At 46.3% G+C, this 26005-nt stretch carries 19 protein-coding genes, 2 pseudogenes and 1 riboswitch; of the genes and pseudogenes, 1 reads left to right on the top strand and 20 read right to left on the bottom strand.

Annotated elements, in window-relative coordinates:
• Window positions 1-43 precede the first annotated feature (43 nt).
• The 10 genes and pseudogenes from J9317_RS04785 to J9317_RS21010 all read right to left on the bottom strand — a co-directional run bounded on the left by J9317_RS04785 (window position 44) and on the right by J9317_RS21010 (window position 11280).
• A complete protein-coding gene (locus J9317_RS04785) occupies window positions 44-574 on the bottom strand; it encodes an NADPH-dependent FMN reductase (protein WP_211556714.1) in 531 nt (176 codons plus the stop codon).
• A gap of 11 nt (window positions 575-585) precedes the next feature.
• Window positions 586-1217: pseudogene (locus J9317_RS04780) on the bottom strand (response regulator).
• A complete protein-coding gene (locus tag J9317_RS04775) occupies window positions 1214-2356 on the bottom strand; it encodes a GAF domain-containing sensor histidine kinase (RefSeq protein WP_211556713.1) in 1143 nt (380 codons plus the stop codon). Before J9317_RS04775 ends, J9317_RS04780 begins: the two are co-directional and overlap by 4 nt.
• A 115-nt stretch (window positions 2357-2471) precedes the next feature.
• Window positions 2472-2816, bottom strand: coding sequence for a hypothetical protein (locus tag J9317_RS04770; RefSeq protein WP_211556712.1), 345 nt, complete (start codon window positions 2814-2816; stop codon window positions 2472-2474).
• A 141-nt stretch (window positions 2817-2957) separates the two neighbouring features.
• Window positions 2958-4403: an amino acid permease gene (locus tag J9317_RS04765; RefSeq protein ID WP_211562116.1), complete on the bottom strand. Its 1446-nt coding sequence runs from the start codon at window positions 4401-4403 to the stop codon at window positions 2958-2960.
• A 124-nt stretch (window positions 4404-4527) separates the two neighbouring features.
• The gene (locus J9317_RS20765) at window positions 4528-6855 is read right to left on the bottom strand and encodes a universal stress protein (RefSeq protein ID WP_211556711.1); all 2328 of its coding nucleotides are present in this window, start codon (window positions 6853-6855) and stop codon (window positions 4528-4530) included.
• A gap of 20 nt (window positions 6856-6875) precedes the next feature.
• A complete protein-coding gene (gene kdpC, locus J9317_RS04755) occupies window positions 6876-7430 on the bottom strand; it encodes a potassium-transporting ATPase subunit KdpC (protein WP_211556710.1) in 555 nt (184 codons plus the stop codon).
• A 23-nt stretch (window positions 7431-7453) separates the two neighbouring features.
• Window positions 7454-9478, bottom strand: a complete 2025-nt coding sequence (gene kdpB, locus J9317_RS04750) for a potassium-transporting ATPase subunit KdpB (protein WP_211556709.1) — start codon at window positions 9476-9478, stop codon at window positions 7454-7456.
• 27 nt (window positions 9479-9505) lie between these two features.
• Window positions 9506-11179: a potassium-transporting ATPase subunit KdpA gene (gene kdpA, locus J9317_RS04745; RefSeq protein ID WP_211556708.1), complete on the bottom strand. Its 1674-nt coding sequence runs from the start codon at window positions 11177-11179 to the stop codon at window positions 9506-9508.
• A gap of 23 nt (window positions 11180-11202) precedes the next feature.
• A complete protein-coding gene (locus J9317_RS21010; protein ID WP_123920017.1) occupies window positions 11203-11280 on the bottom strand; it encodes a potassium-transporting ATPase subunit F in 78 nt (25 codons plus the stop codon).
• Window positions 11281-11782: 502 nt separating this feature from the next.
• Window positions 11783-11923: riboswitch (cyclic di-AMP (ydaO/yuaA leader) on the bottom strand.
• A 219-nt stretch (window positions 11924-12142) separates the two neighbouring features.
• Between J9317_RS21010 and J9317_RS04735 the strand changes: the two genes are divergently transcribed.
• Window positions 12143-12535, top strand: coding sequence for a Na-translocating system protein MpsC family protein (locus tag J9317_RS04735; protein ID WP_211556707.1), 393 nt, complete (start codon window positions 12143-12145; stop codon window positions 12533-12535).
• A gap of 376 nt (window positions 12536-12911) precedes the next feature.
• Here J9317_RS04735 and J9317_RS04730 read toward each other — a convergent pair whose 3' ends face one another.
• From J9317_RS04730 to J9317_RS04685, 10 genes and pseudogenes are all read right to left on the bottom strand, one after another.
• Window positions 12912-14660 (bottom strand): phospho-sugar mutase, encoded by a 1749-nt coding sequence (locus J9317_RS04730; RefSeq protein ID WP_211556706.1) that lies wholly within the window; start codon window positions 14658-14660, stop codon window positions 12912-12914.
• A 536-nt stretch (window positions 14661-15196) separates the two neighbouring features.
• A complete protein-coding gene (locus J9317_RS04725) occupies window positions 15197-16855 on the bottom strand; it encodes a glycerol-3-phosphate dehydrogenase/oxidase (RefSeq protein WP_211556705.1) in 1659 nt (552 codons plus the stop codon).
• 156 nt (window positions 16856-17011) lie between these two features.
• On the bottom strand, window positions 17012-18502 hold the full coding sequence (gene glpK / locus J9317_RS04720) for a glycerol kinase GlpK (protein ID WP_211556704.1): 1491 nt from the start codon (window positions 18500-18502) through the stop codon (window positions 17012-17014).
• A 24-nt stretch (window positions 18503-18526) separates the two neighbouring features.
• Window positions 18527-19308 (bottom strand): annotated as a pseudogene (locus J9317_RS04715) (MIP/aquaporin family protein).
• 346 nt (window positions 19309-19654) lie between these two features.
• Window positions 19655-20221: a glycerol-3-phosphate responsive antiterminator gene (locus J9317_RS04710; protein WP_211556703.1), complete on the bottom strand. Its 567-nt coding sequence runs from the start codon at window positions 20219-20221 to the stop codon at window positions 19655-19657.
• A 121-nt stretch (window positions 20222-20342) separates the two neighbouring features.
• A complete protein-coding gene (locus tag J9317_RS04705; RefSeq protein ID WP_035404925.1) occupies window positions 20343-21887 on the bottom strand; it encodes a bifunctional GNAT family N-acetyltransferase/carbon-nitrogen hydrolase family protein in 1545 nt (514 codons plus the stop codon).
• 50 nt (window positions 21888-21937) lie between these two features.
• The gene (locus tag J9317_RS04700) at window positions 21938-22606 is read right to left on the bottom strand and encodes an HAD family hydrolase (protein WP_211556702.1); all 669 of its coding nucleotides are present in this window, start codon (window positions 22604-22606) and stop codon (window positions 21938-21940) included.
• Between the two features lie 89 nt (window positions 22607-22695).
• A complete protein-coding gene (locus J9317_RS04695; protein ID WP_211556701.1) occupies window positions 22696-23124 on the bottom strand; it encodes a CBS domain-containing protein in 429 nt (142 codons plus the stop codon).
• Window positions 23125-23252: 128 nt separating this feature from the next.
• Window positions 23253-24935: a glycoside hydrolase family 13 protein gene (locus J9317_RS04690; RefSeq protein ID WP_211556700.1), complete on the bottom strand. Its 1683-nt coding sequence runs from the start codon at window positions 24933-24935 to the stop codon at window positions 23253-23255.
• Between the two features lie 12 nt (window positions 24936-24947).
• The gene (locus J9317_RS04685; protein WP_211556699.1) at window positions 24948-25949 is read right to left on the bottom strand and encodes a LacI family DNA-binding transcriptional regulator; all 1002 of its coding nucleotides are present in this window, start codon (window positions 25947-25949) and stop codon (window positions 24948-24950) included.
• Between the last annotated feature and the right edge of the window lie 56 nt (window positions 25950-26005).

The raw sequence follows: 26005 nt of genomic DNA, 5'->3' as shown, positions 1-26005 counted from the left end.
AAAAGGAAGGCAGTCCGCTCGGACTTAGCCTTCCTTTCTGTTTTTACGGCTTTTTGATTTGCTTTGAAATTTCCAAATAAAGAGCCAGTTCATCCATTAGCTCATTTACCAGCCCCGCAGGTTCTGCATTTAAAGCCTTTGCTTCCATATCAAAGCAATGGGGGTCCAAAACGAGCTGCTTGGCAATCGTATTGGCGTAGAGCGCCCGCATGATGGTTCTCATTTGGTTCAGTGTATTGATTCCGCCTTTTCCTCCGCCAGCTACTGATACTAAAGCAACCGGTTTTTGGGCAAAATAACCACTGTTCAGAAAATCGAGAGCATTTTTTAGAGCACCGGCTATTCCCCCGTGGTATTCAGGGGATAGCAGCACGAAGCCATCTGCTTTTTCAGCCGCCTCTTTCAGCTTTTTCACTTGAGAATCGGCTGCCTGACTTTCTTCTCCCGTAAAAAGCGGCAGAGCAAACTGGGACAGATCAATTAGATCCGTTTTGTGGTTTTCCGCTATGCATTTTGCCGCAATGGCTGAACGGCCGTGTTTCCTCGGTCCGCCGCTTAGTACTAATACGTTCATCTGTCATCCTCCTAGGCCAATCCTTCTCTTACTGCAAGCAGCGCCGCCTGCGTGCGATCCGAAACCTGCAGCTTCGGAAGGAGATTGGAAACATGTGATTTAACTGTTTTTTCGGTGATAAACAGGGATGCAGCAATCTCTTTGTTGCTTTTCCCCTTTGCGATTTCTTTTAACACGTCAAGCTCTCTTGCTGTCAATTCAGTCAGAGGATTTTTCTCTTTTTTTCCATTCGACAGGTGGGCAAGTACATGATTCGTTACTTTCGGATGCAGCTTATTCTCCCCGTTTAGAATCGCACGGATGCTTTGAGCAAGTTCCCCCGGCTCCACATCCTTGAGCTGATACCCTGATGCACCCGACTCAATTGCAGGTATTACATGATCCTGATCTGCATAGCTGTCAAAATCAAAATTTTCATGTTCGGAAAAGCAGCCTTAATGGCTTTTGTCGCCTGGACTCCATCCATCTCAGGCATACTGAGATCCATCAGAATAATATCCGGCTTCAGCTCTCCGGCCAGATTCAGAGCCTCTGCCCCATTCGAGGCCTCCCCGGCAATTTCCATATCCTTTTGCATGCTCAGAAAAAAGCCAAGCCCCCTCCGCACAACCGGATGATCGTCTGCAAGAAGTATTCGAATCATGGCATTTCAGCTCCCTTTAATGGAATGGTTACTTGTATAGTGGTCCCTGCCCCTGGCTTGCTCCGGATGAAAAATGTTCCGTTCAGCTGCTCAGCTCTCCGTTTCATGCCCTGCAAACCGAGTGAAGGAAGATCAGAGGATGACTTCGTGCAATGAAATCCGCGCCCCTTATCCTTAATCACAAGCTGTACCTTATCTTTTGATCTGGAAAAAATTAATGACGCGCCATCAACCCCTGCATGTTTTCTAATGTTGTTCAGCGCTTCCTGTCCGATTCTCCAGAGCATCACCTCTATTTTAGGCGAAAGATTACTGACTCCTTTAACCGCACAATGAACTGTAAGTCCAAGCATTTCAGCATATTGCTTAAGAGCACAGGTTAATCCCCTCTCCAATCCTGAAGGCTTTAGCTGCCAAATAAGCGATTTCATTTCAGACAAGGCTTCCTGAGACAAATCCTGCACATAGGTAAGCATTTCTTTAAGCTTCGGCTCCCCAGTCATCTCCTTCATCCCGCCCGCTGTCAGGGAAATCGAAAAGAGCAGCTGATTGACCGAGTCATGAAGATCCTGGGCAAGACGGTTTCTCTCTGCAATGAGGGCCAGCTTCTGTTCATTCTCAGCAAGCTGGATCCGCTTAATCGCCGACCCGATTTGAAAGGCAACCGATTCTAACAAAGCAAGCTCCTCATCAGAAAAATGCGTCTTACCCGGTGATGCGATATTAAGCAGACCAAACCTCTCTCCCCCTGCACTTAACGGGACAGTTGCATGGTGAGTAACGCCCTCGGTATCACCATATTTATGTTCAATCGCTTCTTCAATTCTCTGACAGCTTAAAATATTCGCAGCCTGCGTCAAACGGCCGCTTCGAAAACGATCCATACACCAGCAGCTCTCACCGCACATTGGTTTCTTTTCCTCGTACATAAGGGCTTCCGGCAATGAATAATCAGCAGCAAGCGAATGATTTCCTTGATCGTCAACAAGGAAAATCCAGCCTGTCTTCATATCAGCCAATAAAACGAGCTCCTTTAATACATCAGGAAGGAGAATGGAAAGTTCATTGCCCTCATTCAGCTTCTCTGCAATCGTTTTCAGCGTTTTTAATTCATTTATCCGTCTTTCATCCAGGTTCATGCCGTTTCGCTCCTTCTTATTCGTTAGTATATCAGGAAGAAGCGGAATATTCTTACATGGAAAGGAGGAATTTTTTCTCGGACTTTAGTTGTAGGGTGGGGGATGGTGACGCTGGTCAAGTGATTTGAGGTGTTTGCATGGCATTGCTGGGTTTGGAGCGTTTGCCTGGCATTCTTGCCTGGCATTGCTGGATTTGGGTCGTTTGCCTGGCATTCTTGCCTGGCATTGCTGGGTTTGGAGCGTTTGCCTGGCATTCTTGCCTGGCATTGTTGGGTTTGGGATGTTTGCCTGGCATTCTTGCCTGGCATTGCTGGGTTTGGGATGTTTGCCTGGCATTCTTGCCTGGCATTGCTGGGTTTGGAGCGTTTGCCTGGTATTCTTGCCTGGCATTGTTGGTTGTGAAGCAATTGCCTGGTATCACTGGTTTCTTTGGGTATCTACCCACCACCACATCACTCAAACACAAAAACCCCGCCATCCCAGATGGCGGGGCAGTGCGTGAAATCACTTCGCCTGATGGCTGCAAATCCATACAGTCTGAGCGTTTTCACTTGCAGCCATGTACCGAAGTGATTTCCTGTTGCAAAAAGCACTTCATAAGCTACGGTTTTAGATCCATTTTTTCCGGTGTGACCCATTTTGTTTTGCAGATGACTTTATGTCCAATCCATGCTCCGATAAATATCGGGAGGCCGATATAGGTGACAAGGATTCCATGCCAGTCGATTGGTCCGCCTGTGAAGGCTTGATAGTTTTGGCCAAGGATAATGAATAGGCAGAGCAGGCCGGCCAGGATGGGTCCAAGTGGATACCATTTTGCTTTATAAGGAAGGTCCTCCAGTTTGTTTCCTTGAGAGAGATATCCTTTTCTGAACCGGTAATGGCTGACTGCTATTCCCATCCAGGCGATAAAACCGGTTAGTCCGGATGCGTTCAGGAGCCAGAGGAAGACGGTTCCTTCGCTGTAGATGGAGCTTAGGAAGGCGAGCATTCCGACGAATGCCGTCAGCAGCAGAGCGAAAATCGGCACCCCGTTTTTGTTTACTTTTTTCAATATGGATGGGGCTTTTTTCTCCTTTGCCATTACGTACAGCATCCGTGTGGCTGCGTATAGGCCGGAGTTTCCGGCTGACAGGACAGATGTCAGGATGACTGCATTCATGACCGCCGCGGCAAAGGCGATGCCGGCTTTTTCAAATACGAGTGTGAACGGGCTCATGGCGACGTTGCTTAGATCACCCACCATCAGGCGTTCGTCCGTGAAGGGAATGATCATCGCAATGACAAAAATCGCCAGCGTGTAAAAAAGAAGGATTCTCCAGAAAATTTGTTTGATTGCGATTGGGATGTTCTTTTTTGGATTATCACTTTCTCCTGCGACGATGCCAACGATTTCGGTTCCCTGGAAGGAGAACCCGGCGATCATCAGGATTCCCAGGATGGCAAGCGGTCCGCCGTGGAAGGGCGCATCCCCCGCGGTGAAGCCGCTCAGTCCTGAGGTTTGTCCTGAAAGAATGCCAGTGATCATCAGCAGTCCCGTAATGATAAACACGATGATGGCTGCCACTTTAATCATAGAAAACCAGTATTCGGCTTCCCCGTATTTTTTCACCGGCATCAGATTCAATCCTACAATCAAAAGCAGAAACAGGGCGTTCCACAGGAGCGAGGAAGAATCCGGCAGCCAGTACCTCATCAAGATGGCTGCGGCCGATGTTTCAACGGCGAGTGTGATGGCCCAGCTGAACCAATAATTCCAGCCCAGTGCAAATCCGAGGGCTGGATCGGCAAATTTTGAAGCATACGTACTGAAAGAGCCCGTTACCGGCATATAGGCGGCCATTTCCCCAAGACTTGTCATGAGCAGGTACACCATGATTCCGATAATGGAGTAGGCAAGCAGGGCACCGCCTAGTCCGGCGGAATAAATGGAGGTACCGCTCGCTAGAAAAAGTCCTGTTCCAATACTTCCGCCAATTGAGATCATCGTTAAATGCCTTGCTTGAAGTCCTCTCTGCAAATCATGGACTGCCTGTTTTTTTGGCATCGGCAGCACGGCCGGCCTGTTTTTCACCACTGCTTGTTTCATCCATGTTCATCCCTTTCCGTTTTAGTTACGAATGATGAAACACATGGAAACTAGCTCGTGTCGCCTGACATGGTACACTCTCCTATCCTTTAGCTGAGTCGGTTGGATTTGCAACAACAAGAACATCATAATTTCTTGTTTCTTTTAGCAGATTTTGGACGACCCGCCCTTTCCATAGCTCTTCCACCCTTGATCTGGAGGTGTGTCCGACGATGAGCTGAGTCGCTTTTTTATCAATCAGCTGGATGACGATATTCTGGACGACTTTCCCGGACTCTTTTGTTTCCCGCAGCAAAAAGACTCCACTGAGACGCTCGGTCAGCATCCTGGCTTTTTTCAAAAGGGCTTCCTCTTCCATTGAAAGAGGTGCCGGACCTTTTACAAACATCACATACCATTTCGCTTTAAGCCGGTAGGAAATGCGGAAGCCTCTTCGAATCAGTCTTTCGCTTTCGGGACGGAGATTGATGCAGACGAAAATCGTTTCCTGCTTTCTCCATGGCCCCCGCATTGTTTGGCTTCGCTCTAATGATTCAAGCCTTTCATCTACGTCATCGGCTACTTCCCTTAGCGCAAGTTCTCTCAGCGCAATCAGGTTGCCGGTTTTGAAAAAATTCTGAAGCGACTGCTCGACTTTTTCCCGGGCGTATATGTTTCCTTCCCTCATCCGCTGCCTGAGGGCTTTCGGGGAGATATCAATCAGTTCGATTTCATCCGCAGCGGTTAACACCCGATCCGGAATCGTTTCACGTACTCTCACCCCTGTTATTTGCTCAACACTGTCATTCAGAGATTCCAGGTGCTGAATGTTCACTGTGGAAATAACCGATATTCCCGCTTCAAGAATTTCTTCAACATCCTCGTACCGCTTCAAATACTTGCTGAACGGGACATTGGTATGAGCGAGTTCATCGACAAGGACAACTTCAGGATTCCGCTTGATAATCGCGGCTGTATCCATTTCCTCTAAGACGACATTTTTGTAAGGAATCTGTTTTCTCGGTATAAGCTCAAGTTCTCCTACCTGCTCCTCGGTTTCCTTGCGTCCATGGGTTTCGAGGAGACCGATGGCAATGTCGATTCCTTCTTTTTTCAGCTCATTCGCTTCCCTTAGCATTGTGTATGTTTTACCGACACCCGGTGCGGCACCGATATAAATTTTCAGCGTCCCCCGCCGGATTTTACTGATTTCATCGGCCATTTCATCTGCTGAGAGCCGCCTAAAAGGATTAACGGGAAGCTCCGACTGCTTAGCAGGCAGGAGCCGCTCTCCTTCAGCTTCGGTCCTGTCTGGGACAAGGAAAATATCGATATTCCGCGTATGGCGAAGAATCTTATTCACAACCGATCCCTGGATTCGCTCTTCCCATACACTCTTTTTGGAATGGCCCATTACAATCCGGGTGATGTTTTTCCTCGTTGCATAGGAAACGATGGCTGAAGGGGCATCTTCATTTAAAAGCGGCAGCTCCTCGAATTTCCCTTCCAGTTTCTCTGTCAGTTTTTTCATCGATCGTTTAAAGGCCGCCTGCTCGGAGGTGATCGACCGGTTGTGCGGGATAAAGCAAACGACGTTCAGAGTTCCCCCGAGCCGTTTGGCTATCTGGTGCCCTCTTCTGATTAAGATTGAGCCGTTCCAGTGATATTGCGCTGTGACGAGGATTCGCTCCGAGGCACCGGAGGCTCCGATCAGCCCTTGTTTTTCCCGGTATTCCTCTAGATCCTCTCCCACTTCCCCTGCCAAAAAACGAAGAGCAAGCTCACGCAAAGCGGTCAGGCTCCCCTGACTGAACAATTCCCCGTACAGACCTTCCGGGCATCCCTCCTGAAGCCTTTTCAAAATGGCTTCAGGCGGAACATCGAGAAGCTTGACTTCGTCTGCCCTGGTTAAGGTGTCCTCTGGAAGGCATTCCTCAATTTTCACTTTAATGCCCGTAAGCTTTTCGGCTACCTGCCTGGCACCGCTCAGTTCATAAATATTTAAGGTGGTGATGACACTGATTCCGTGCTCAAGGAGCTCGAGTACATCGTCCAGCCTGCTTGGATTTTCCGCTCCGGGGCGGTTTCTTTTTGCCAGATTATCGACGAGTACCACCTCAGGGTTCCGTTCAATGAGACGCTTCAGATCCAAGTCATAGCGAATGCTGTCTCCGCGGCGCCATTGGATGGGAAGAACCGTTTCAAGCGTTCCGATTTTTTCTTCTGTTTTCGGGCGATTTTCCCCTCTGCCGATGACACCGATCACGACGTCCAGCCCTTTTTTCTTCAAAGAATGGCCTTCAAGCAGCATGTGATACGTTTTTCCCGCACCGCTTACCGCTCCTAATATGATTTTCAGACGGCCGCGATGGAGTTTGGAAATGGAGTCCAGAAGCTCCTCAGGTGATTTTCGTCTATATTGATCGGCCATCGCATCCGCCCCCTAACTTGTTACTTTTTCTGACCAAGCTCCATGTTCAGTTCCAGCACATTGACTCTTGGCTCGCCGAACAGCCCAAACTGGCGGCCTTCTGTATGTTTTTTTATCATATCTTTCAGCTCGTTTTCATCCAGATTGCGAAGCTTGGAGATTCTCGGAATCTGAATTTCTGCTGCCATCGGTGAAATGTGCGGGTCCAGTCCGGAGCCTGAGTTGGTCAGCAGGTCTGCCGGAATATCGCTTTTCTTTACATCCGGATTCGCATTTAGAAAGGCTGCGATATCTTTTTTCGTACGCTCAATCATATCCGCATTTGATGGTGCATAGTTCCCTGATCCGGAACCTGCTGCATTGTTTTCTATAGAAGAAACACGTCCTGTAAAGTAGGAAGGATCTTTAAACGTCTGTCCAATCAGCTCTGAGCCGATAACCTTTCCATCTTTCTCAATCAGACTTCCATCCGCTTTCGCCGGCATGACGGCTTGTGCAATTCCTGTCATCAGCAGCGGATAGCCAATGCCGCAGATTACAAGAAGGACTAGGGCAATTCGTATATTTTTAAACATGATCTTCACCTTTTTCTCTAAATTTAAAAAACAGATAGAATCATATCAATGATTTTAATTCCAACGAACGGAGCGACGACACCGCCGAATCCATAAATAAATAGGTTGCGGTTTAATAGCTTCGTTGCGCTCATCGGAATGTATTTGACGCCTTTCATTGCAAGCGGGATGAGCAGCGGAATGATGATTGCATTAAAGATTAGAGCAGAAAGAATCGCGCTTTGCGGTGAATCAAGCTGCATAATGTTCAGCGCCTGCATTTGAGGAATCGCAAGCATAAACATGGCAGGGATAATGGCAAAGTATTTCGCAATGTCATTGGCGATACTGAAAGTTGTCAGCGCTCCGCGGGTCATGAGCAATTGTTTGCCGATGGCCACGACTTCAATGATTTTCGTTGGATCTGAATCAAGATCGACCATATTGGCTGCTTCTTTCGCGGCGATGGTTCCGCTGTTCATGGCAAGACCCACGTCTGCTTGGGCAAGTGCAGGTGCGTCATTCGTTCCATCTCCGGTCATTGCGACCAATTTTCCTTCCGCTTGTTCTTTTTTAATGACAGCAATTTTGTCTTCAGGCTTTGCTTCTGCAATGAAGTCATCCACTCCTGCTTCGCGGGCAATTGTAGCGGCTGTAAGCGGGTTATCCCCTGTACACATGACTGTTTTGATTCCCATTTTGCGAAGCTCATCAAACCGTTCTCTCATACCTGGTTTCACGGTATCTTTTAAGTAAATTAAGCCCAAAATGCGACTTCCGTCTGCAACTGCAAGCGGAGTTCCGCCCTCTGTTGCGATCATCGTGGTTTGGTCATCAAGATCGGATGGAATCGTTCCGCCTTGATCTTTTACATATTCCTTTATTGCATCAACGGCCCCTTTTCTTACCTTTCTTCCTGTAGCGAAATCCGTTCCGCTCATCCGGGTCTCCGCTTTAAACTCGACTCCTTCAGCGCCATCCCGTTTTTCTTCCAAAGCTCCCTGCTTTCTCGCAAGCTCGATCACAGAGCGGCCTTCCGGTGTTTCATCGAAAAGAGAGGTTTCCATCGCTACTCTGTTCAATTCTGTTTTGCTTGTTCCTCCAACGGCCACAAACTCAGCAGCCATCCGGTTTCCGTGTGTAATCGTTCCGGTTTTATCGAGGATAATTGTGTTGATGTCCCCGGCAGCCTCTACTGCTTTCCCAGACATCGCAATGACATTAAACTGCGTTACCCGGTCCATTCCAGCAATCCCAATCGCGGAAAGCAAGCCGCCGATGGTCGTTGGAATGAGACAGACCAGCAAAGCAATCAAGGTCGCAATTGGAACGGCTGCATCCACATAAGATGAGATTGGAAGCAGTGTTGCACAAACAATCAGGAAAATCAGGGTCAAGCTGACAAGCAATGTATTCAGTGCAATTTCATTCGGTGTTTTTTGGCGTTTCGCCCCTTCGACAAGTCCGATCATCCGGTCAAGAAATGATTCACCCGGGTCTGTTGTGATTTTTATCTTAATAGCGTCACTGATGACTTTTGTTCCGCCCGTCACGGAGCTGAAATCGCCGCCTGATTCTTTAATAACAGGAGCAGATTCTCCGGTAATGGCTGATTCATCAATTGCCGATACCCCTTCAATAATTTCTCCGTCACTTGGAATCAGCTCGTTCGCTTCAACTAGGACAATGTCGCCTTTCCGCAAATCTGTGGAGCTGACTGACTTGTAAGAACCATCCTTTTGAAGAAGCTTTGCTTTCGTGTCCTGTTTCGTTTTTTTCAGCGAATCCGCTTGAGCCTTTCCCCGTCCTTCCGCTAACGCTTCAGCAAAATTTGCAAAAAGAATTGTTATGAACAGGATGATGCTGACAATCCCGTTATAGCCGGCGCTTTCCCCAGGACCGAACAGGCTAGGAGCCAGTGTTAGGATGAGCGTGACGATAAAGCCGATTTCCACTACGAACATTACGGGGTTTTTCGCCATCGTCATTGGATTTAATTTTTTAAAGGCATCGATTGAAGCCTGTTTGACAATATCATTTGTCATCGTCGCTTTCCGCTTCGTATTCATGATCTTGCTCCTTCTCTTCTCTTTGTATTAGTTCGCAATCGTCAGCCATTCTGCAATCGGTCCTAGTGCAAGCACCGGGAAGAATGTAAGGGCTCCAACAACAATAACTGTGAATATAAGAATCGTCATAAACGTCATATTGTCGGTTTTAAATGTTCCAAGCGTTTCCGGCACCGGCTTCTTGCTGAGAAGTGATCCGGCGGCAGCAAGCATGGCAATAATGGACAAGTAGCGTCCAAGCAGCATCACAACACCAGTGGAAATATTCCAGAACGGCGTGTTATCGCCCAGTCCTTCAAATCCAGATCCATTATTCGCAGCAGATGAAGTGAATTCATACACTACCTGTGAAATTCCGTGGAATCCTGGATTGGAAATCGCTGATGAGCCCATTTCGGTAGCCAAAGCGATGGCCGATGGAACAAGAATGATCAGCGGATGAACAAGAATGGTAATCGCGATCAGCTTCATTTCTTTTGCTTCAATTTTTCTGCCGAGGAATTCTGGCGTTCGTCCAACCATCAGTCCAGCGAGGAAAACACCGAGAATCGCATACATCAGTATATTGATCGTACCGACACCGTCACCGCCGAAGATGTTGTTCAGCATCATCAATCCAAGCGGAACCATTCCGCCAAGCGGAGTCAGCGTATCATGCATATTGTTAACTGTTCCTGTAGTTGCTGCCGTTGTTACCGTTGTAAACAGGGCACTTTGGGCAATTCCAAATCGAACCTCTTTCCCCTCCATGCTTCCGTTTTCCTGGGAAAGTCCGATGTTTGCAAGCGCTGGGTTTCCGTTACTTTCAGCAAAATAGGCGGTAGCCAGGAAGGCTAGGAAAATGATGCCCATTGAGCTGAACAGGATCCATCCCTGCTTGCGGCTTTTCGCCATATGTCCAAAGGCAAATGGCAAAGATGCCGGAATCAGGAACATCGAAAGAATTTCTAAAACGTTTGTAAATGGATTCGGGTTTTCAAATGGATGGGCAGAGTTGACTCCAAAGAATCCTCCTCCGTTTGTACCTAAGTGCTTGATAGATTCAAGTGCCGCAACCGGCCCCCTCGCAATTTGCTGCTGGGCGCCTTCAAGTGTTTCGGCATTTACTGTACCGCTTAGCGTTTGCGGAACGCCCTGGCTTACTAAAACAAGACCAACCACTATCGAAAGCGGAATCAGGATTCGTGTATGTGCACGAACAAGGTCTACGTAAAAGTTCCCCATGCTCTTTTGCCCTGTCAGGCCTCTAAAGAATGCGATACAAATGGCGAGCCCTGTAGCAGGCGTCGTAAACATCAAATACATAATAACCATCATCTGCGACAGGTACGATAATCCAGACTCACCGCTGTAGTGCTGAAGGTTCGTATTTGTTAAAAAGCTTGAAATCGTATTAAAGGATAAAAACGGGTCCATGGCTGCAATTCCGCTTGGGTTTCCCGGCAGAACGTGCTGCAGTCTAACAACGAGATAGGTGATGGCAAACATCGCAATGTTGGAAAGCAAAGCGGCAATCGCATATTGCTTCCAAGTCATAGATGAAAGCTTTATTCCGGATAACTTATATATGATTTTCTCAAAGCCGAACACCCGGTCCAGCTTCGTCTCTTCTAGCGAAAAGGCGCGTGCAATATATTTCCCCATCGGAATAGCCAGCAGCACAACAAGCAGCAGGACAATTCCCATTTGAACAAAATCCATGTTTTTCTCCTCCGGCATTCGAATTAATATTTTTCAGGATGAATAAGGGCATCAATTAAATATGCTGACAAACCAAGTACGAGGATTAATAAAAAGATCATATCCGCCACTCCTATTCTTTTATTACTTTTTCACAGAATACGATAAATCCGTAAAACAGCCCGAAACAAATGGCTGCAATCCCTATAGCCACAATGTCCATACCTGACCTCCTACCAGAATGTGCAATTCCGAAAAGCTGCTGGAAGCGAATGGCTGCCTCCGCTGTTTGCCCTCCTGTTCCCCCCCTCCAAAGGAAGGAGAGAACCTGAAAACAAAAAATAGACCAATGCTTACCCCTTCCCCGGACAAATCCTAATAGAGCTACGGCGCCTGATCAACAGGGCCAAGCCAAGATTTGTCTACTCGGAAAAAAAGTACTCATTGGTCTACGTTACGTCCAGCAAGCCAGAAGCTTCCTTTACGTCCAGTCTCCCAGACTTTTCACTTTTCGATTTGCATTTTTCATATTGTAAGCAAAATAAAAAGACCAGCGGAATCGAGGGTTTTTTGCAGAGTTTTTTAAAAAACTCCATAAAAAAACACCCTTTTAAGGCGGTCATGGACCTCCTTCGCTTTAGCCGACGAAGTTAGCTGACGGGTAGGATGGCGAAAGAGTTTCTCATCCTTTCTGCTGCTGCAGAATTAACCCCAAAAAATTGGTTCCTCCGTTCCCTGTGACCAGGGACTAAGCCGTCTTTAATTGTTTCTTACGAGATTTATTTTAATCTTGCGGCCTTCCAAAGTAAATACCCTTTCGAGGCGGAAATCCAGTCATATTTCCTCATATTTGCTCTCATTCTTTCGTTTTATGATTCTGAGATAATGTTTTCGCATTATTTCTTTGTTTTTCTCCAGTTGACAAACTTTTTCTTGCTGATTAAGATTATCTGGAAATCATTCGGGTTATTGGAGGATATCGGGTTGCCTTATACAACGAAAAAGAAACTGGAAGCGGACGTAAGTGAAGCCTTAATTAAATTTCAGCGCGAACTGATCGGCAGAGGTCCTCAGGAAGCAAAGACCTATATTCTTCGGGATATGGTCATCACCCGCTTTAAAGGGGTCCTGACAGTTGAGGAAAAACACCTTGTCGAACGGGATGACGGCCGAAAGCTCGTCAAGCATATGAGGCAGCTGCTCAGGGAAATGTACAGTCAAAAATTCGAAGAAATCATTGAGGGTCTTACCGGCTCCAAGGTGCTTTCAAGTCATAGCGACATCAGTACAAAAACCGGTGAGCGCATTGAAGTGTTTATTATGGATAAAGATTTGGAACGGATCGTTGAAGCAGCGTGTCCTTCACAGGGGGAGTAAAGGGTTGGGGTGACGGTGGAGTGACGGTGGAGTGACGGTGGAGTGACGGTGCCAGTCCCCTTAAATTTCACCGCACTAAAGCTCCGGCACCTATCTTGCAAACCCTTGAGGCATAAGGGCTCATCAGGCATTGTCTGTGTCCCCCGCTGCGGTGAAGAATGACGGGACTGGCACCGTGTCAGTCCCCTTAAATTTTATCGTACTAAAGCTCTGGCACCTATCTTGCGAACCCTTGAGGCATAAGGGCTCATCAGGCATTGTCTGTGTCCCCCGCTGCGGTGAAGGATGACGGGACTGGCACCTAGCCGCCGTTGCAACCAGATAAGCAGCACAAAAAAAAACGCTTGGATCAAATCCAAGCGTTTTTTGCATCCTATTATTTCCCTGCTTTATTCGTAATAATCTCTTCAACCACTTCCATTACGGACTTTTCAACATGCGCAAGGCGCTGCTCAGCATCGTCAAGGGAAGTCCCTTTAACAGCGAAGTAGAATTTGATTTTAGGCTCCGTACCGGATGGGCGAAGACAGAACCACGTTCCATCTTCAAGGAAATATTTCAGAACGTTGGACTTCGGAAGATCAATTTCTTCTTTTTCACCGGAGACGTTCAGCTGTCTTTCACTCGTTTTGTAGTCTTCCACAACCGTTACCTTTTTGCCGGCTATTTCAGCAGGCGGATTCGAACGGAAGGTTGAAAGGATATCCTGAATCTGCTCAGCGCCTTCTTTTCCTTTCAGCGTCAAGGACTTCAAGCCTTCCTTGAAGTAGCCGTATGTGGAGAAAATCTCAAGCAGACCCTGATACAGCGTCATGCCTTTCTTTTTATAGAAAGCACATACTTCAACAGCAAGCAATGCAGCCTGGATGGCATCTTTATCACGTGCAAAATCGCCGATTAGGTAGCCATAGCTTTCCTCATAGCCGAACTGGAACGTATACTCGCCGGACTCTTCGTATTCACGGATTTTTTCTCCGATGAATTTGAACCCGGTTAGTGTATCCACCGTTTCTAGATTGAAGGAGGATGCCACTTCACGGCCGATTTCGGAGGTTACGATTGTTTTAAGCACAATGCCATTGTCCGGAAGAATGCCTTTTGCTTTTTTCTCGGACAGTAAGTAGTGAAGCAGTATCGCACCTGTTTGATTTCCTGTCAAAACGACGTATTCATCCGCTTCGTTTTTAACAGCAATCCCAAGGCGGTCTGCATCCGGATCAGTTGCAATCAGGATGTCAGCTCCTGCTGCTTCTCCATCGCGGATCGCCAATTCAAATGCCGCATGCTCTTCCGGATTAGGAGACTTAACAGTTGAAAAGTTCGGATCAGGAAGCTCCTGCTCCTTCACGATTGTTACATTTTCATATCCAAGTGCTGCGAGTCCTCTCCGCACCGGTTTGTTTGCCGTTCCGTGAAGAGGTGTGAAAACTACCTTTACGTCTACCTCTTTAGAAAGCTCAGGATTCACAGAAATCGTCGTCAGCCTTTGAGTATATTTCTCATCAATTTCTTCACCGATGATTTTGATCAGACCGGCTTCTTTCAGGCTCTCTTCATCCTTAACCTGGATGGAAAGCTCATCCTCAAGCTCGTTCACCTTTGAAATGACTTCATCTGCCGCAGCAGGCGGAAGCTGGCCGCCGTCTTCGCCATATACTTTGTAGCCGTTATATTCAGGCGGGTTGTGGCTTGCCGTTAAAACGATTCCTGAAAATGCATTCAGTTCGCGAACAGCGAAGCTCAGCTCAGGAGTCGGGCGAAGCTCATCAAATACGTATGTTTGAATGCCATGTGTCGCAAGCGTTTTCGCAGCTTCCATTGCAAACTCAGGAGATTTATGACGGGAATCGTATGCGATTGCCACGCCTCTTTTTTTCGCTTCCTCACCGAAAGATTCTATGTATTTTGCCAAGCCTTCGGAAGCTTTTCGAACTGTATAAATGTTCATCCGGTTTGTGCCCGGTCCTATTTCCCCGCGCATACCGCCCGTACCAAACTCAAGATCCTTGTAGAAGCAATCCTCCAGCTGTTTTTCATCATCTTTGAAACTGACAAGCAGATCCAATAATTCAGGGTCAAGATTGGTTTGGTTTTTCCAGCGCTCATAGCTTTGTGTCCAGTTCATCATTTACCTCCTGAAGTGCTAAGTTTTATCCCTCTATACGGTTTCTCCATCCATGCTGTTCTCTCCTGCAATTTGTCTTGAAAAAGAACCGCATGTTCTCTGTTATTTTATCACAAAACACAGGATGGGGCGGGTTTTGCCTTGGTTAGGGCCATGGTCTGAATACGGTCAGTCGTACCTTGTCATCCTATGTCGAATTGCCTGTTATCGACACGTTTGTGCCCGTTATCGACATGATTGTGTCCGTTATCGACATGCTTTTGCCTGCGATCGACAGAATTGTGCCCGTAAACCCGATACAACCTGGAACGCTTTAGACATCATCGTGCCCGTTATCGAAATGATTTTACCTGCAATCGACAGAATTGTGCCCGTAAACCCGATACAACCTGGAACGCCACCGGCCAAAATGAGTCTGTAACTGTTATTTGCCGGATCCGCGTATTACATAACAGACCACCATCTAACCCCATTCCATTCCCCAATTTACAGAAAAAAAAACCGCCCCAGTCCCCCGGGGCAGTCTGATTTGAAAATTATTCAGCGAGTGGTACCACTGCGTAATCAATTTGCTCATTCAATTGCTCAGTGTAAGTCCGTTTTTGCTCTTCTGACCAGTTAAGGCGGCTGGCCATGTAGCTAATTACCGGTTCTTTATAGCTTCTAACCCAGTCAATATTGAAATAAACGGCACCTGTACGTCTCACGAAGAAGTCAGCGGGTGTTGCTGCTAGTTCTTCCGAGATTGCGTATTCTGCAGCAGCAAGAACGTAGGCCGGAATGTTAAGGCGTGCTGCCTCGTCCTTCACACTGTCCAGGATTTCAAGAACCTGGTCCACGTTTGAACCGTAGCGCTGAGCAAGCCGCTCAGCTTCCTGTTCAGTCAAACCATGTTTTTGCCCTGCTTCTGTTTTGACTTTCTTAAATTGCTGGAAGCTGGATGCGCCGCCTACATGGCCTCCGGATACCGGCATGTTTTTCGTTTTGCATTTGCCGAAATCTTTTCCGGTTTCGTTTTTCAAGCGTTCAGCTACAAGGTTCACAATATGCTCCGCCATTTTGCGGTAGCCAGTCAGCTTCCCGCCTGCAATGGTAATAAGACCGGAATTGGAAGTCCAAACCTCATCTTTTCTGGAGATTTCGGATGGATCTTTTCCTTCTTCATGAATAAGCGGGCGTAATCCTGCCCAGCTGGATTCAACATCTTCCGCTTTAATTTCCAGGCTCGGGAACATGTAGTTGATGGCTTCCACCACGTATTTGCGGTCTGCCTCTGTCATTCTCGGCTTTGCAATGTCGCTTTTATAGACAGTGTCGGTCGTTCCTACATAAGTCTTGCCTTCGCGCGGAATGGCAAATACCATCCGTTTATCGGGTGTATCGAAATAGACAGCCTGCTTCAACGGAAAACGGGATTGATCAAATACAAGGTGAATTCCTTTAGTCAGCTGCAGGTGTTTCCCCTCTTTTGAATGATCTTTTTCTCTCAAACCGTCTACCCAAGGTCCTGTTGCATTGACAATTTTCCTGGCGTGCACGTCATACGTTTTGCCCGTTAATGTATCCAGAATTTTGACGCCGATTACTTTGCCTTTTTCATACAGAAGGCCATCGACCTTTGCATAGTTAACCGGCTCTGCCCCAAATCGAACGGCTTCTTTCATCACTTCGATCGTTAAGCGTGCATCGTCTGTTTTGTATTCTACATAGCGGCCTCCGCCAAGCAGATCCTTCTTTTTGACAAGCGGTTCTCTTTCCAGTACTTCATCCGCTGTCAGCATTGTGCGCCATTCGCTTTTCTTAACGCCTGCGAGAAAATCATAGACACGAAGTCCAATGCCTGTTGAAAATTTTCCGAAGGTACCGCCTTTATGCATCGGCAGCAGCATCCATTCAGGTGTTGTTACGTGCGGGCCGTTTTCATAAACAATTGCGCGCTCTTTCCCAACCTCCGCTACCATTTTCACTTCAAATTGCTTTAAGTATCTTAAGCCTCCGTGCACTAGCTTAGTGGAACGGCTGGATGTGCCTGCTGCAAAATCCTGCATTTCAGCTAGGCCGATTTTCATTCCTCTGGATGCAGCATCAAGTGCAATGCCAGCACCGGTTATGCCTCCGCCTATAACGAACAGGTCGTACTGTTCGGTTGTCATTTTTTCAAGCTGCTTTTCTCTATCTAAACTAGAAAAACTCATTATGTTAGCCTCCCTGTATTTTTGGCAGAAGATAAAGCCGCAAAAAAAGAGACCGCAACGAACCAAAACAATGTCTCCACTGTTTTAGCGCTGCGGTCTCTCCTTATCTCCAACCGTACTGTAATTAACTTGAGTTTATTATAGCATAGGTTTGAATTATTTGAAAGCCCTGGCAGCGTTTACTGCTTTTTTCCAGCCCTCGTATAATTCTTCCCTATCTTCCTGTTCCATATCCGGCTCAAATGTGCGGTCAATTGCCCATTTATCGGAAATTTCGGATTGGTCCTTCCAGAAGCCTACAGCAAGTCCTGCCAGGTATGCAGAACCAAGCGCCGTGGTTTCATTAATTTCCGGCCGTTCAACCGGCACACCAAGGATATTGCTCTGGAATTCCATAAGGAAGTTGTTCTTTACTGCTCCTCCGTCTACTCTTAACGTTTTAAGAGTGATCCCGGAGTCCGCTTCCATTGCATCCAGTACATCACGCGATTGGTAGGCAAGCGATTCTAATGTAGCACGCACAAAATGTTCTTTTGACGTTCCGCGTGTCAGCCCGAAAACCGATCCTCTCACATCACTGTCCCAGTATGGAGTTCCGAGCCCCACGAAAGCAGGTACAACATAAACACCCTCTGTTGATTCAACTCGTGATGCATAGGATTCGCTGTCTCTCGCATCTTTGAACATGCGCAATCCATCCCGCAGCCATTGGATAGCAGATCCCGCAACAAAGATACTTCCTTCGAGAGCGTATTCTACTTTTCCATTTACCCCCCATGCCAGGGTTGTAAGCAGGCCATGTTCAGATTTTATTGCTTCTTCGCCCGTATTCATCAGCATAAAGCAGCCTGTTCCATACGTGTTTTTTGCCATTCCTTTTTCAAAGCAGGCCTGTCCGAACAAGGCAGCCTGCTGATCTCCTGCTGCTCCGGCAATCGGGATTTTGTTCCCGAAGAAGTGATAATCGATTGTCTCCCCATAAACTTCAGAGGATGGGCGCACTTCCGGAAGCATGCATTTTGGCACACCGAGGATCTCCAGAAGTTCATCATCCCATTTTAAATCGTAAATGTTGTACATAAGGGTTCTGGATGCATTTGAGTAATCGGTTACATGTGCTTTTCCGCCCGAAAGCTTCCAGATCAGCCATGTATCAATGGTTCCGAAAAGAAGATCGCCCTTTTCTGCCTTTTCACGCGCACCCTCTACATTGTCCAATATCCACTTTACTTTTGTTCCGGAAAAATACGCGTCAATCAGAAGTCCGGTTTTGTCACGGAATTTATCATTCAAATCCTGAGCCTTTAATTCTTCGCATATTGGCACCGTCTGGCGGGATTGCCAGACAATGGCGTTATAAACAGGCTGTCCTGTATTTTTATCCCATACCACAGTCGTTTCCCGCTGATTGGTTATGCCGATTCCGGCAATCTGTTCTGCCGTAATATTTGATTCAGATAAAGCAGAAGCGATGACCGCAAGAACGGTGCCCCAAATTTCATTGGCATTATGCTCCACCCAACCCGGCTTCGGAAAGTGCTGTGTAAATTCCTTTTGTGCTGTGTGGACGATTTCTGCATCCTTGTTAAAGAGAATCGCCCTCGAGCTCGTCGTCCCCTGATCAAGAGATAAAATGTATTTTTCCATCTTTGTTTCCTCCCTTTGGCTTTTTTATGCGGTTTGTCTTACCGTACTTTTTCCCCGTTTTGTCATGGCATAAGTTAATGCAAGAAGTCCAGCCAGAATAACGGTCACAATCCAGAATGATGAATTCATATTTCCCTTAAATGCGAAATTGTAAAACACGGCCCCAAAAGCTCCGCCTGCAAGCGGTCCTACAACCGGCACCCATGCATAACGCCAGTTGGAATCGCCTTTTCCTGGAATCGGCAAGATAAAATGGGCAATCCGCGGGCCTAAATCACGCGCAGGATTGATCGCGTATCCAGTGGTTCCCCCAATGATAAACCAATTGCAACAATGAGAAAACCGACAATCAGAGGATTTAAACCGTCTGTAAACTTGTTTGCTCCGATTGAAAGAATTCCAAGGACTAAAATGAAGGTTCCAAGTGCTTCACTAATGAAATTAGCAAAAACATTCGGGATTGCCGGTCCTGTTGAAAATACGCCAAGCTTTGTTCCCGGGTCTCTCGTTTCCTTCCAATGCGGCAGGTAATGTAAATAAATGAGAGAAGCACCAATGAATGCACCAATCATTTGAGCCAGGATGTAAGAAGGTACAAGATTCCAGGCAAAGTCGCCTGTTAATGCCAGTCCAATGGTGAGCGCAGGATTTAAATGGGCTCCGCTGATCTCACCAACCGCATATGCCGCCATTGCTACCCCCAATCCCCAGCCCATGGTAATAACAATCCAGCCTGAGTTTTCAGCGAACGACCCTTTTAAATTGACTCCGGCACACACCCCTGCGCCGAAAACGATTAAAATCATTGTTCCTATTAGTTCACCCATAAAAGCAGACATGCAAATCCCCCCATAATGTAAGTCTAAGTCAATTGGTGAGGAGAGCGTTTACAAAAAACGATAAAATATAAGCAAAAAAATCCACAACTCTCCCCTTACAAAAGTAAAGAACAGTTGTGGATCTCCTCGTCTCCGTCACATAAATTAACTTGTCCCTAATATTAAAACTTATTGTAAGCGTTGTCAAGCCATCGAACTAATTTTTTGTCTAACTATTGGACCAGGAATCCAACACTTTGGGAATTGGAATAAATTACATACCGCGCCGGAAAATTCTTGGCGGCCATGTCTATGACCAGTTCATTTGCCCGGTTTAACTTAAGTTTTTCTCCATTTCCTTCCACAGTGCTGTCTCTGAACTTGTAACAGCCGCAGCACCTGCTTTGAGAGCAGCTTGCACCTCCTGCTCTGTCTTGACGAAGCCGCCCGCAAGGATTGGGATATCCGTCACCTTTTTGATTTCTTCTATCAGGTTCGGTACAACCCCCGGGAGCACCTCAATAAAATCCGGCCTCATCCTTTGAATAAGCTCCAGGCTTTTCGCAAGTGCGCTCGTATCCAGTAAAAACAGCCGCTGAATCGCTATGAGCCCCCGCTGCTTCGTTTTGGAAATCACATTCGACCTTGTCGAAATCAATCCTGCCGGCTTAATTTCCTGGGAGATAAATTCTGCTGCATACTCGTCATGCTTCAATCCTTGAATCAGATCAACATGGATCAATAACTTCTTCCCCGCTTGATCGGAAGCCTTGACAATCCCTTTCAGCTGGCCCAGATGAGTATCAAGCAGGACCCCGTACCTGTACTTGCTGCTTAAAAACTGATCAAATTGCTTCATATTCCGTATTGCAGGCAATATCGTCTGCCCTTCAAATGCCATTTCCGCACACTCCTGCCAGCTTATCTTTTTCTGGGTATACTCTAGTATGTATTTTATTATATTAGCATATGCCGCGGTACTGCATGAAAAAAAAGCCCGCTTCAGCAGCGGACTTTTAGAATTATCTATTTTTGTACTGCAGTGAATAAAGATCACGTCTTCGGTCCTTAAGCTGGCGTACTGTTCCGGATTGACGCTGTCTTCTTAGAATTTCCAAGTCAACATCCCCGATTACGACCATTTCGATATTCGGATTGCATTCTCCGACAATTCCGTCTCTTGCATATTCAAAGTCAGATGGAGCAAAAATTGCGGATTGAGCGTACTGGATGTCCATATTTTCAGTCTGAGGAAGGTTTCCTACCGTTCCAGAAATAACGGTATAAACCTGATTTTCAACCGCTCGGGCCTGTGCACAGTAGCGTACCCTCAGATAGCCTTGACGGTCTTCTGTACAGAATGGAGTGAAAATGATTTTTGCCCCCATATCTGTTGCAATTCTTGCGAGCTCAGGAAACTCGATGTCATAGCAGATTTGAATGGCAATTTTTCCGCAGTCTGTGTCAAACACCTTCACCTGATCTCCTGCACTGATCCCCCACCACTTGCGTTCATTCGGCGTGATGTGAATTTTGTATTGTTTTTCAATTGTCCCGTCCCGTCTAAACAGGTAGGCAATGTTATAAATATCGCCATCATCCTCTTCAACTACGTGGGAACCGCCGATAATATTGATGTTGTACTTCACGGCAAGGTCCGTGAACAGAGAAATGTAATCCTCCGTGAACTCCGTCAGCCTTCTGATTGCCTGGCTTGGCGTTTTATCATGGCCGAAAGACATAAGCTGGGTTGTAAAAAGCTCAGGGAACACGGCAAAATCAGCGTCAGCATCAGAGGCGACATCCACATAATACTCGGACTGTTTCGCAAACTCATCAAAGGACTCGATTTGCTTCATCATGTATTGCACAACACAGATCCGGACAGGGAATGACGTTTTATAGTACCGTTTTGTGTTCGGCTGATAGTCTACGTTGTTCCACTCCATCAACGTTGCATATTGGTTCGATGCCTGATCATCCGGCAAATAGCTCGGATTAATCCTCATTAGAGTGAACCCATTCATTAACTGGAATGAAAGAACCGGGTCATATATGCGGTGGTGAATAACCTCCTCCACATATTCCCGCGGCGTCAGCTCGCCAGCATGCTTATGGAAATTGGGGATTCGCCCTCCAATGATGATGCTTTTTAAATTTTGAAGGCGGGCAAATTCCTTTCGGGCCTCATAAAGGCGGTAGCCAATGCTCATCCTCCTGAACTCCGGATCAACCATGACTTCAATGCCATATAAATTATAGCCATCGGGATTATGATTTGTGATGTAGCCGTTGTCCGTAATGTCATCCCATGTATGGCGGTCATCGTATTCATCAAAATTCACAAGCAGACTGGAGCATGAACCAATAATTTGCCCTTCAAATTCCGCACAAAACTGGCCCTCCGGGAAATGCTCCAAATGGCTTTCAAGATGCTCCCTTTTCCAGGGATCCATCCCTGGAAAGCATTTTCGCTGCATGCTAATGATTTCATCAATGTCTTTATGCTGTATATTGCGGATAATCATTTTCTTTTCAAATTTAGATAAGTCCAATTTTTCGGTCATGACGACATCTCCTTTACCATTAGAGTCATTTACCCGCTATCTTCCCCTTATTAAACGTTCCTTCTATTTTCCAATTTTTCAACGAGCAGCTTAAACTCCAGTTCTGCCATCGATTCTAGCCGGTGATCCATTTCTCCAAACTCAAGACCGCCTGTGATTTTATTCGGAACAATGACACAGGCCATTCCCGCCCGTTTTGCAGCGAGCGAACCGTGTGCAGAATCCTCAAAAGCAATGCATTCCTCCGGTTTGACACCGAGGCATTCAGCTGTTTTCAAATAAAGATCGGGATTTGGCTTCACTTCTTCGACATCATCACTTGTTCTGATGCACTCAAAATATTCAAACAAGCCGATATTTTTCAGATGGGTGCTGACCCATTTATAATCAGAGCTGGAGGCAAGACCGATTTTATAGCCAAGCTCCTTCGCTGCAGCCAGGTATTCCTCAACTCCCGGTCTCGCCAGTTCCTTGCTGATTCGCTCACTGAAACGATTCTCTCTGTCTTTCTGAAGTGCAGTGTGGTCAACCGTTTTTTTCAGCTGTTCTTCCAAATATGTAAATGGCTTAAATCCGGATTGAGTGCCGACCCCTTGTACCCAAAGGTCAAGAGGAAGACTGGAGCCCTGCTCCTTAAACATCTCCTGGAGCACTTCGTAGTGAAGGGTTTCCGTATCCAAAATTAAACCGTCAAAATCAAACACAATCGCTTTATACAAAAAAATCAGCTCCTTTACCTATATTATGAACCGTTTCACAAAAAAAAGAAAAGGATAACCGGGAGACCCCGGCTACCCCATTCTTCGGATTATTTATGCTGATTATCCTGGTCAGAGATGTTCGAAAGGGCGCTTCCTGCTGATTCATTTGATAGCTGATTCACAGAAAGATCGCCAAGGGCAACCATGCCGACAAGATTGTTATTTTCCACAATCGGCAAACGGCGGATCTGGTTCTTAGCCATTAGCTGGGATGCTTCCTCATAGCTCATATCAGAACGGCCTGAAACTACTTGAGATGTCATCACATCTGACACCTTCGTATTGGAGTCTCTGCCTTCAGCTGTTGTTCGAAGCGTAATATCACGATCCGTAATAATCCCTTTCATTTGACCATTCTCTACAACTGGAATGGACCCAACATTGTGCTGGCTCATCAGTTGAGCTGCCTCCTGAATGGATTGGCTGGACGTTACACTTGCAACATTTTTTGACATAATATTGTTAACTGTATTCATATTTACCCTCCCCTTTCGCTGCTTAGTATGAGCATGTTTAGGGTTAAGGTTGTGTAGTAAAAAATCTCAATTAGCGAAGTGGCTTGAAATAAAAAAACGGCGAACGTTATCATACGTCCGCCGTAGTTTTAGAATTTATATACTCTTGCTTCCCAAGGTCTCATTGTAAAACCTTCGCAAGTCCCTTCAGGCTGTCCTTCATAATTGGCGACAAGCAGCTCCGGTTCCTTAAGTTCCAAACCTTCTGGAAGTCGAAACTCTGGATTATTTCCCGAGAAATTTGCTGTAACAAGAAGTTTTTCCCCATTGTATTCTCGAATAAAGGCGAAAATCTCCGGGTCTTCCTCCAAAATCAGCTCATAGGAACCGTAAACAATAATTTCATGATTCTTTCTTAGTTTAATCAGGTTTTTATAATAATGGAAAATCGAGGAGGGATCCGCCGCCGCTGCCTTGGCATTGATCTCTTTATAATTAGGATTGACCCCAATCCACGGTGTTCCCTGCGTAAAGCCGCCATTTTCCGAATCATCCCACTGAATAGGAGTTCTCGCATTATCGCGCCCTTTAATGTAGATGGAATTCATCACTTCTGCCGAATCTTCTTTGTTCTCAATGACACGCTCTTTATACATATTCAGCGTTTCAATATCTTTATATTGCTGGATGGATTCAAAACGGACGTTTGTCATACCGAACTCTTCTCCCTGATAAATATAAGGAGTTCCCTGCATCATGTGAAGACAGGTAGCAAGCATTTTGGCTGACTCCACGCGATAGGTCCGGTCATCTCCGAACCGGGAAACGATTCGAGGCTGATCATGATTGTTCCAGTAAAGGCTGTTCCAGCCCTTGCCCTGCATGCCTTTTTGCCAGCGTGATAAAGAATGCTTTAAATCACGAAGATCAAGCGGCTTCGTATGCCACTTGCTTTTCCCTGGCTCCGTATCAAGATCCATATGCTCAAACTGGAATACCATGTTCAGTTCATTGCGCTCAGCATCTGTATAAAGAATGCCTTCTTCAGGGGACACACCAGGCATTTCTCCAACCGTCATCACATCATAGTGAGAGAGAACTTCCTTGTTCATTTCTTTTAAAAATTCGTGAATGCGCGGCCCGTTCATGAAATGCTGACCGCCCGGTGCAAATGGCCGTTCTTCAGGATTCTCTGCATCAGGCAGACCCTCTTCCTTCGAGATAAAGTTGATGACATCCATTCGGAATCCATCAATCCCTTTATCCAGCCAGAACTTCATCATATCGTAAATTTCATTGCGAAGCTGCGGATTCTCCCAATTCAGATCCGGCTGTTTTTTTGAAAACAGATGAAGAAAATATTCGTCCGTCGCTTCATCATACTGCCAGGCTGACCCGCTGAATACCGACTCCCAGTTGTTCGGTTCCTTGCCATCTTTACCAGGACGCCATATGTAATAGTCCCGATACGGATTATCTTTAGATTGGCGTGATTCCGCAAACCAGGCATGCTCATCCGAAGAGTGGTTAACGACAAGATCCATCACAAGCTTAATCCCGCGGTCATGCATTTCCCTTAGCATCTCATCCCAGTCAGCCATTGTACCGAATTCGTCCATAATGTTCCGGTAATCGCTTATATCATAGCCGTTATCATCGTTCGGTGACTGATAAACCGGCGAAAGCCACACCACATCTACACCAAGCTCCTTCAAATAATCAAGCTTAGAAATGATGCCCCTGATATCGCCAATCCCATCCCCATTGCTATCCATAAAACTGCGCGGATAAATTTGATAAACAACAGCTTCTTTCCACCAATTTTTCTCCATGATCCCCAACTCCTATGTCAGATTTTTCACTGAAGCTCTCTCTGTTATCCTGTAAGACATTAGCTTGCTTTCCGGCTGATTTCCATCAATCATCTTCATCAGCATACGAACCGCTTCCGTGCCCATCTCCTGAATAGGCTGGTGTACAGTCGTCAGGGGAGGAATCGACATGGTCGCTATATCCGTATCATCGTAGCCAATTACCGATAACTCTTCCGGGACTTTCATTCCTTTTTCATAGCAGAAGGATAATATTCCAAGCGCCATCTCATCACTGGCTGCAAAAACAGCGGTCATCTCCGGATTTTTTTGATACAGCCGTTTCATTGCTTCATACCCGCTCTTAAAGCCGAAATCACCGTATTCAATAAGTCCTTCTTCAAATGGAATACCGTTTTCAATAAACGCTTTTTTCAAGCCGTTAATCCTTGGTGTGCCCGATATCGGGTCATGTTTCGTCCCGCTGATCATCCCAATTCTTTGATGGCCTTTTTTTATCAAAAATTGAACAGCTGAGTATGAGGCTGCTTCGTCATCTACTTTTATAAAAGGGATGGAAGGCACATGGGACGTTGTAGCAATAACGGCCGCGGGAATACCAAATCCCTGCAGGGTTCCGGCATATTCTTCTGTCAATAATTCACTCGCGAATAATATGCCTTCAACTTGTTTCTCCCTCAGTAGTTCCAAGTAATCCTGTGTTCTTTTTCCGTTGGAATCTGTATTGCAGATTACTACACTATACCGCCTAGTATGGGCTTCATCTTCAATCCCCTGGAGCAGCTTGGCTGCAAAATGGCTTGAAAGCTGCGGCAGCAAAACCCCGATCGTACTTGTCTTCCGGCTAACTAAATTCCTTGCTACTGCGTTCGGTTTATAACCCAGTTCTTCAATAACCCTCATGACCTTTTTCCTTGTTTCAGGTGAATAGCCCGGAAGTCCATTCACAATTCTGGAAACAGTAGCAACAGATACCCCTGATTGCTTGGCCACATCTTTAATTGTCGGTCTCAAAATCAAAGCACTTCCTTTTTGGAACGTAAACGTTTACGTTATATACTCATTGTAGT

It is taken from the genome of Metabacillus flavus (genome assembly GCF_018283675.1).
Classification (GTDB): domain Bacteria; phylum Bacillota; class Bacilli; order Bacillales; family Bacillaceae; genus Metabacillus_B; species Metabacillus_B flavus.
This window is presented reverse-complemented; position numbering and strand designations above follow the sequence as displayed.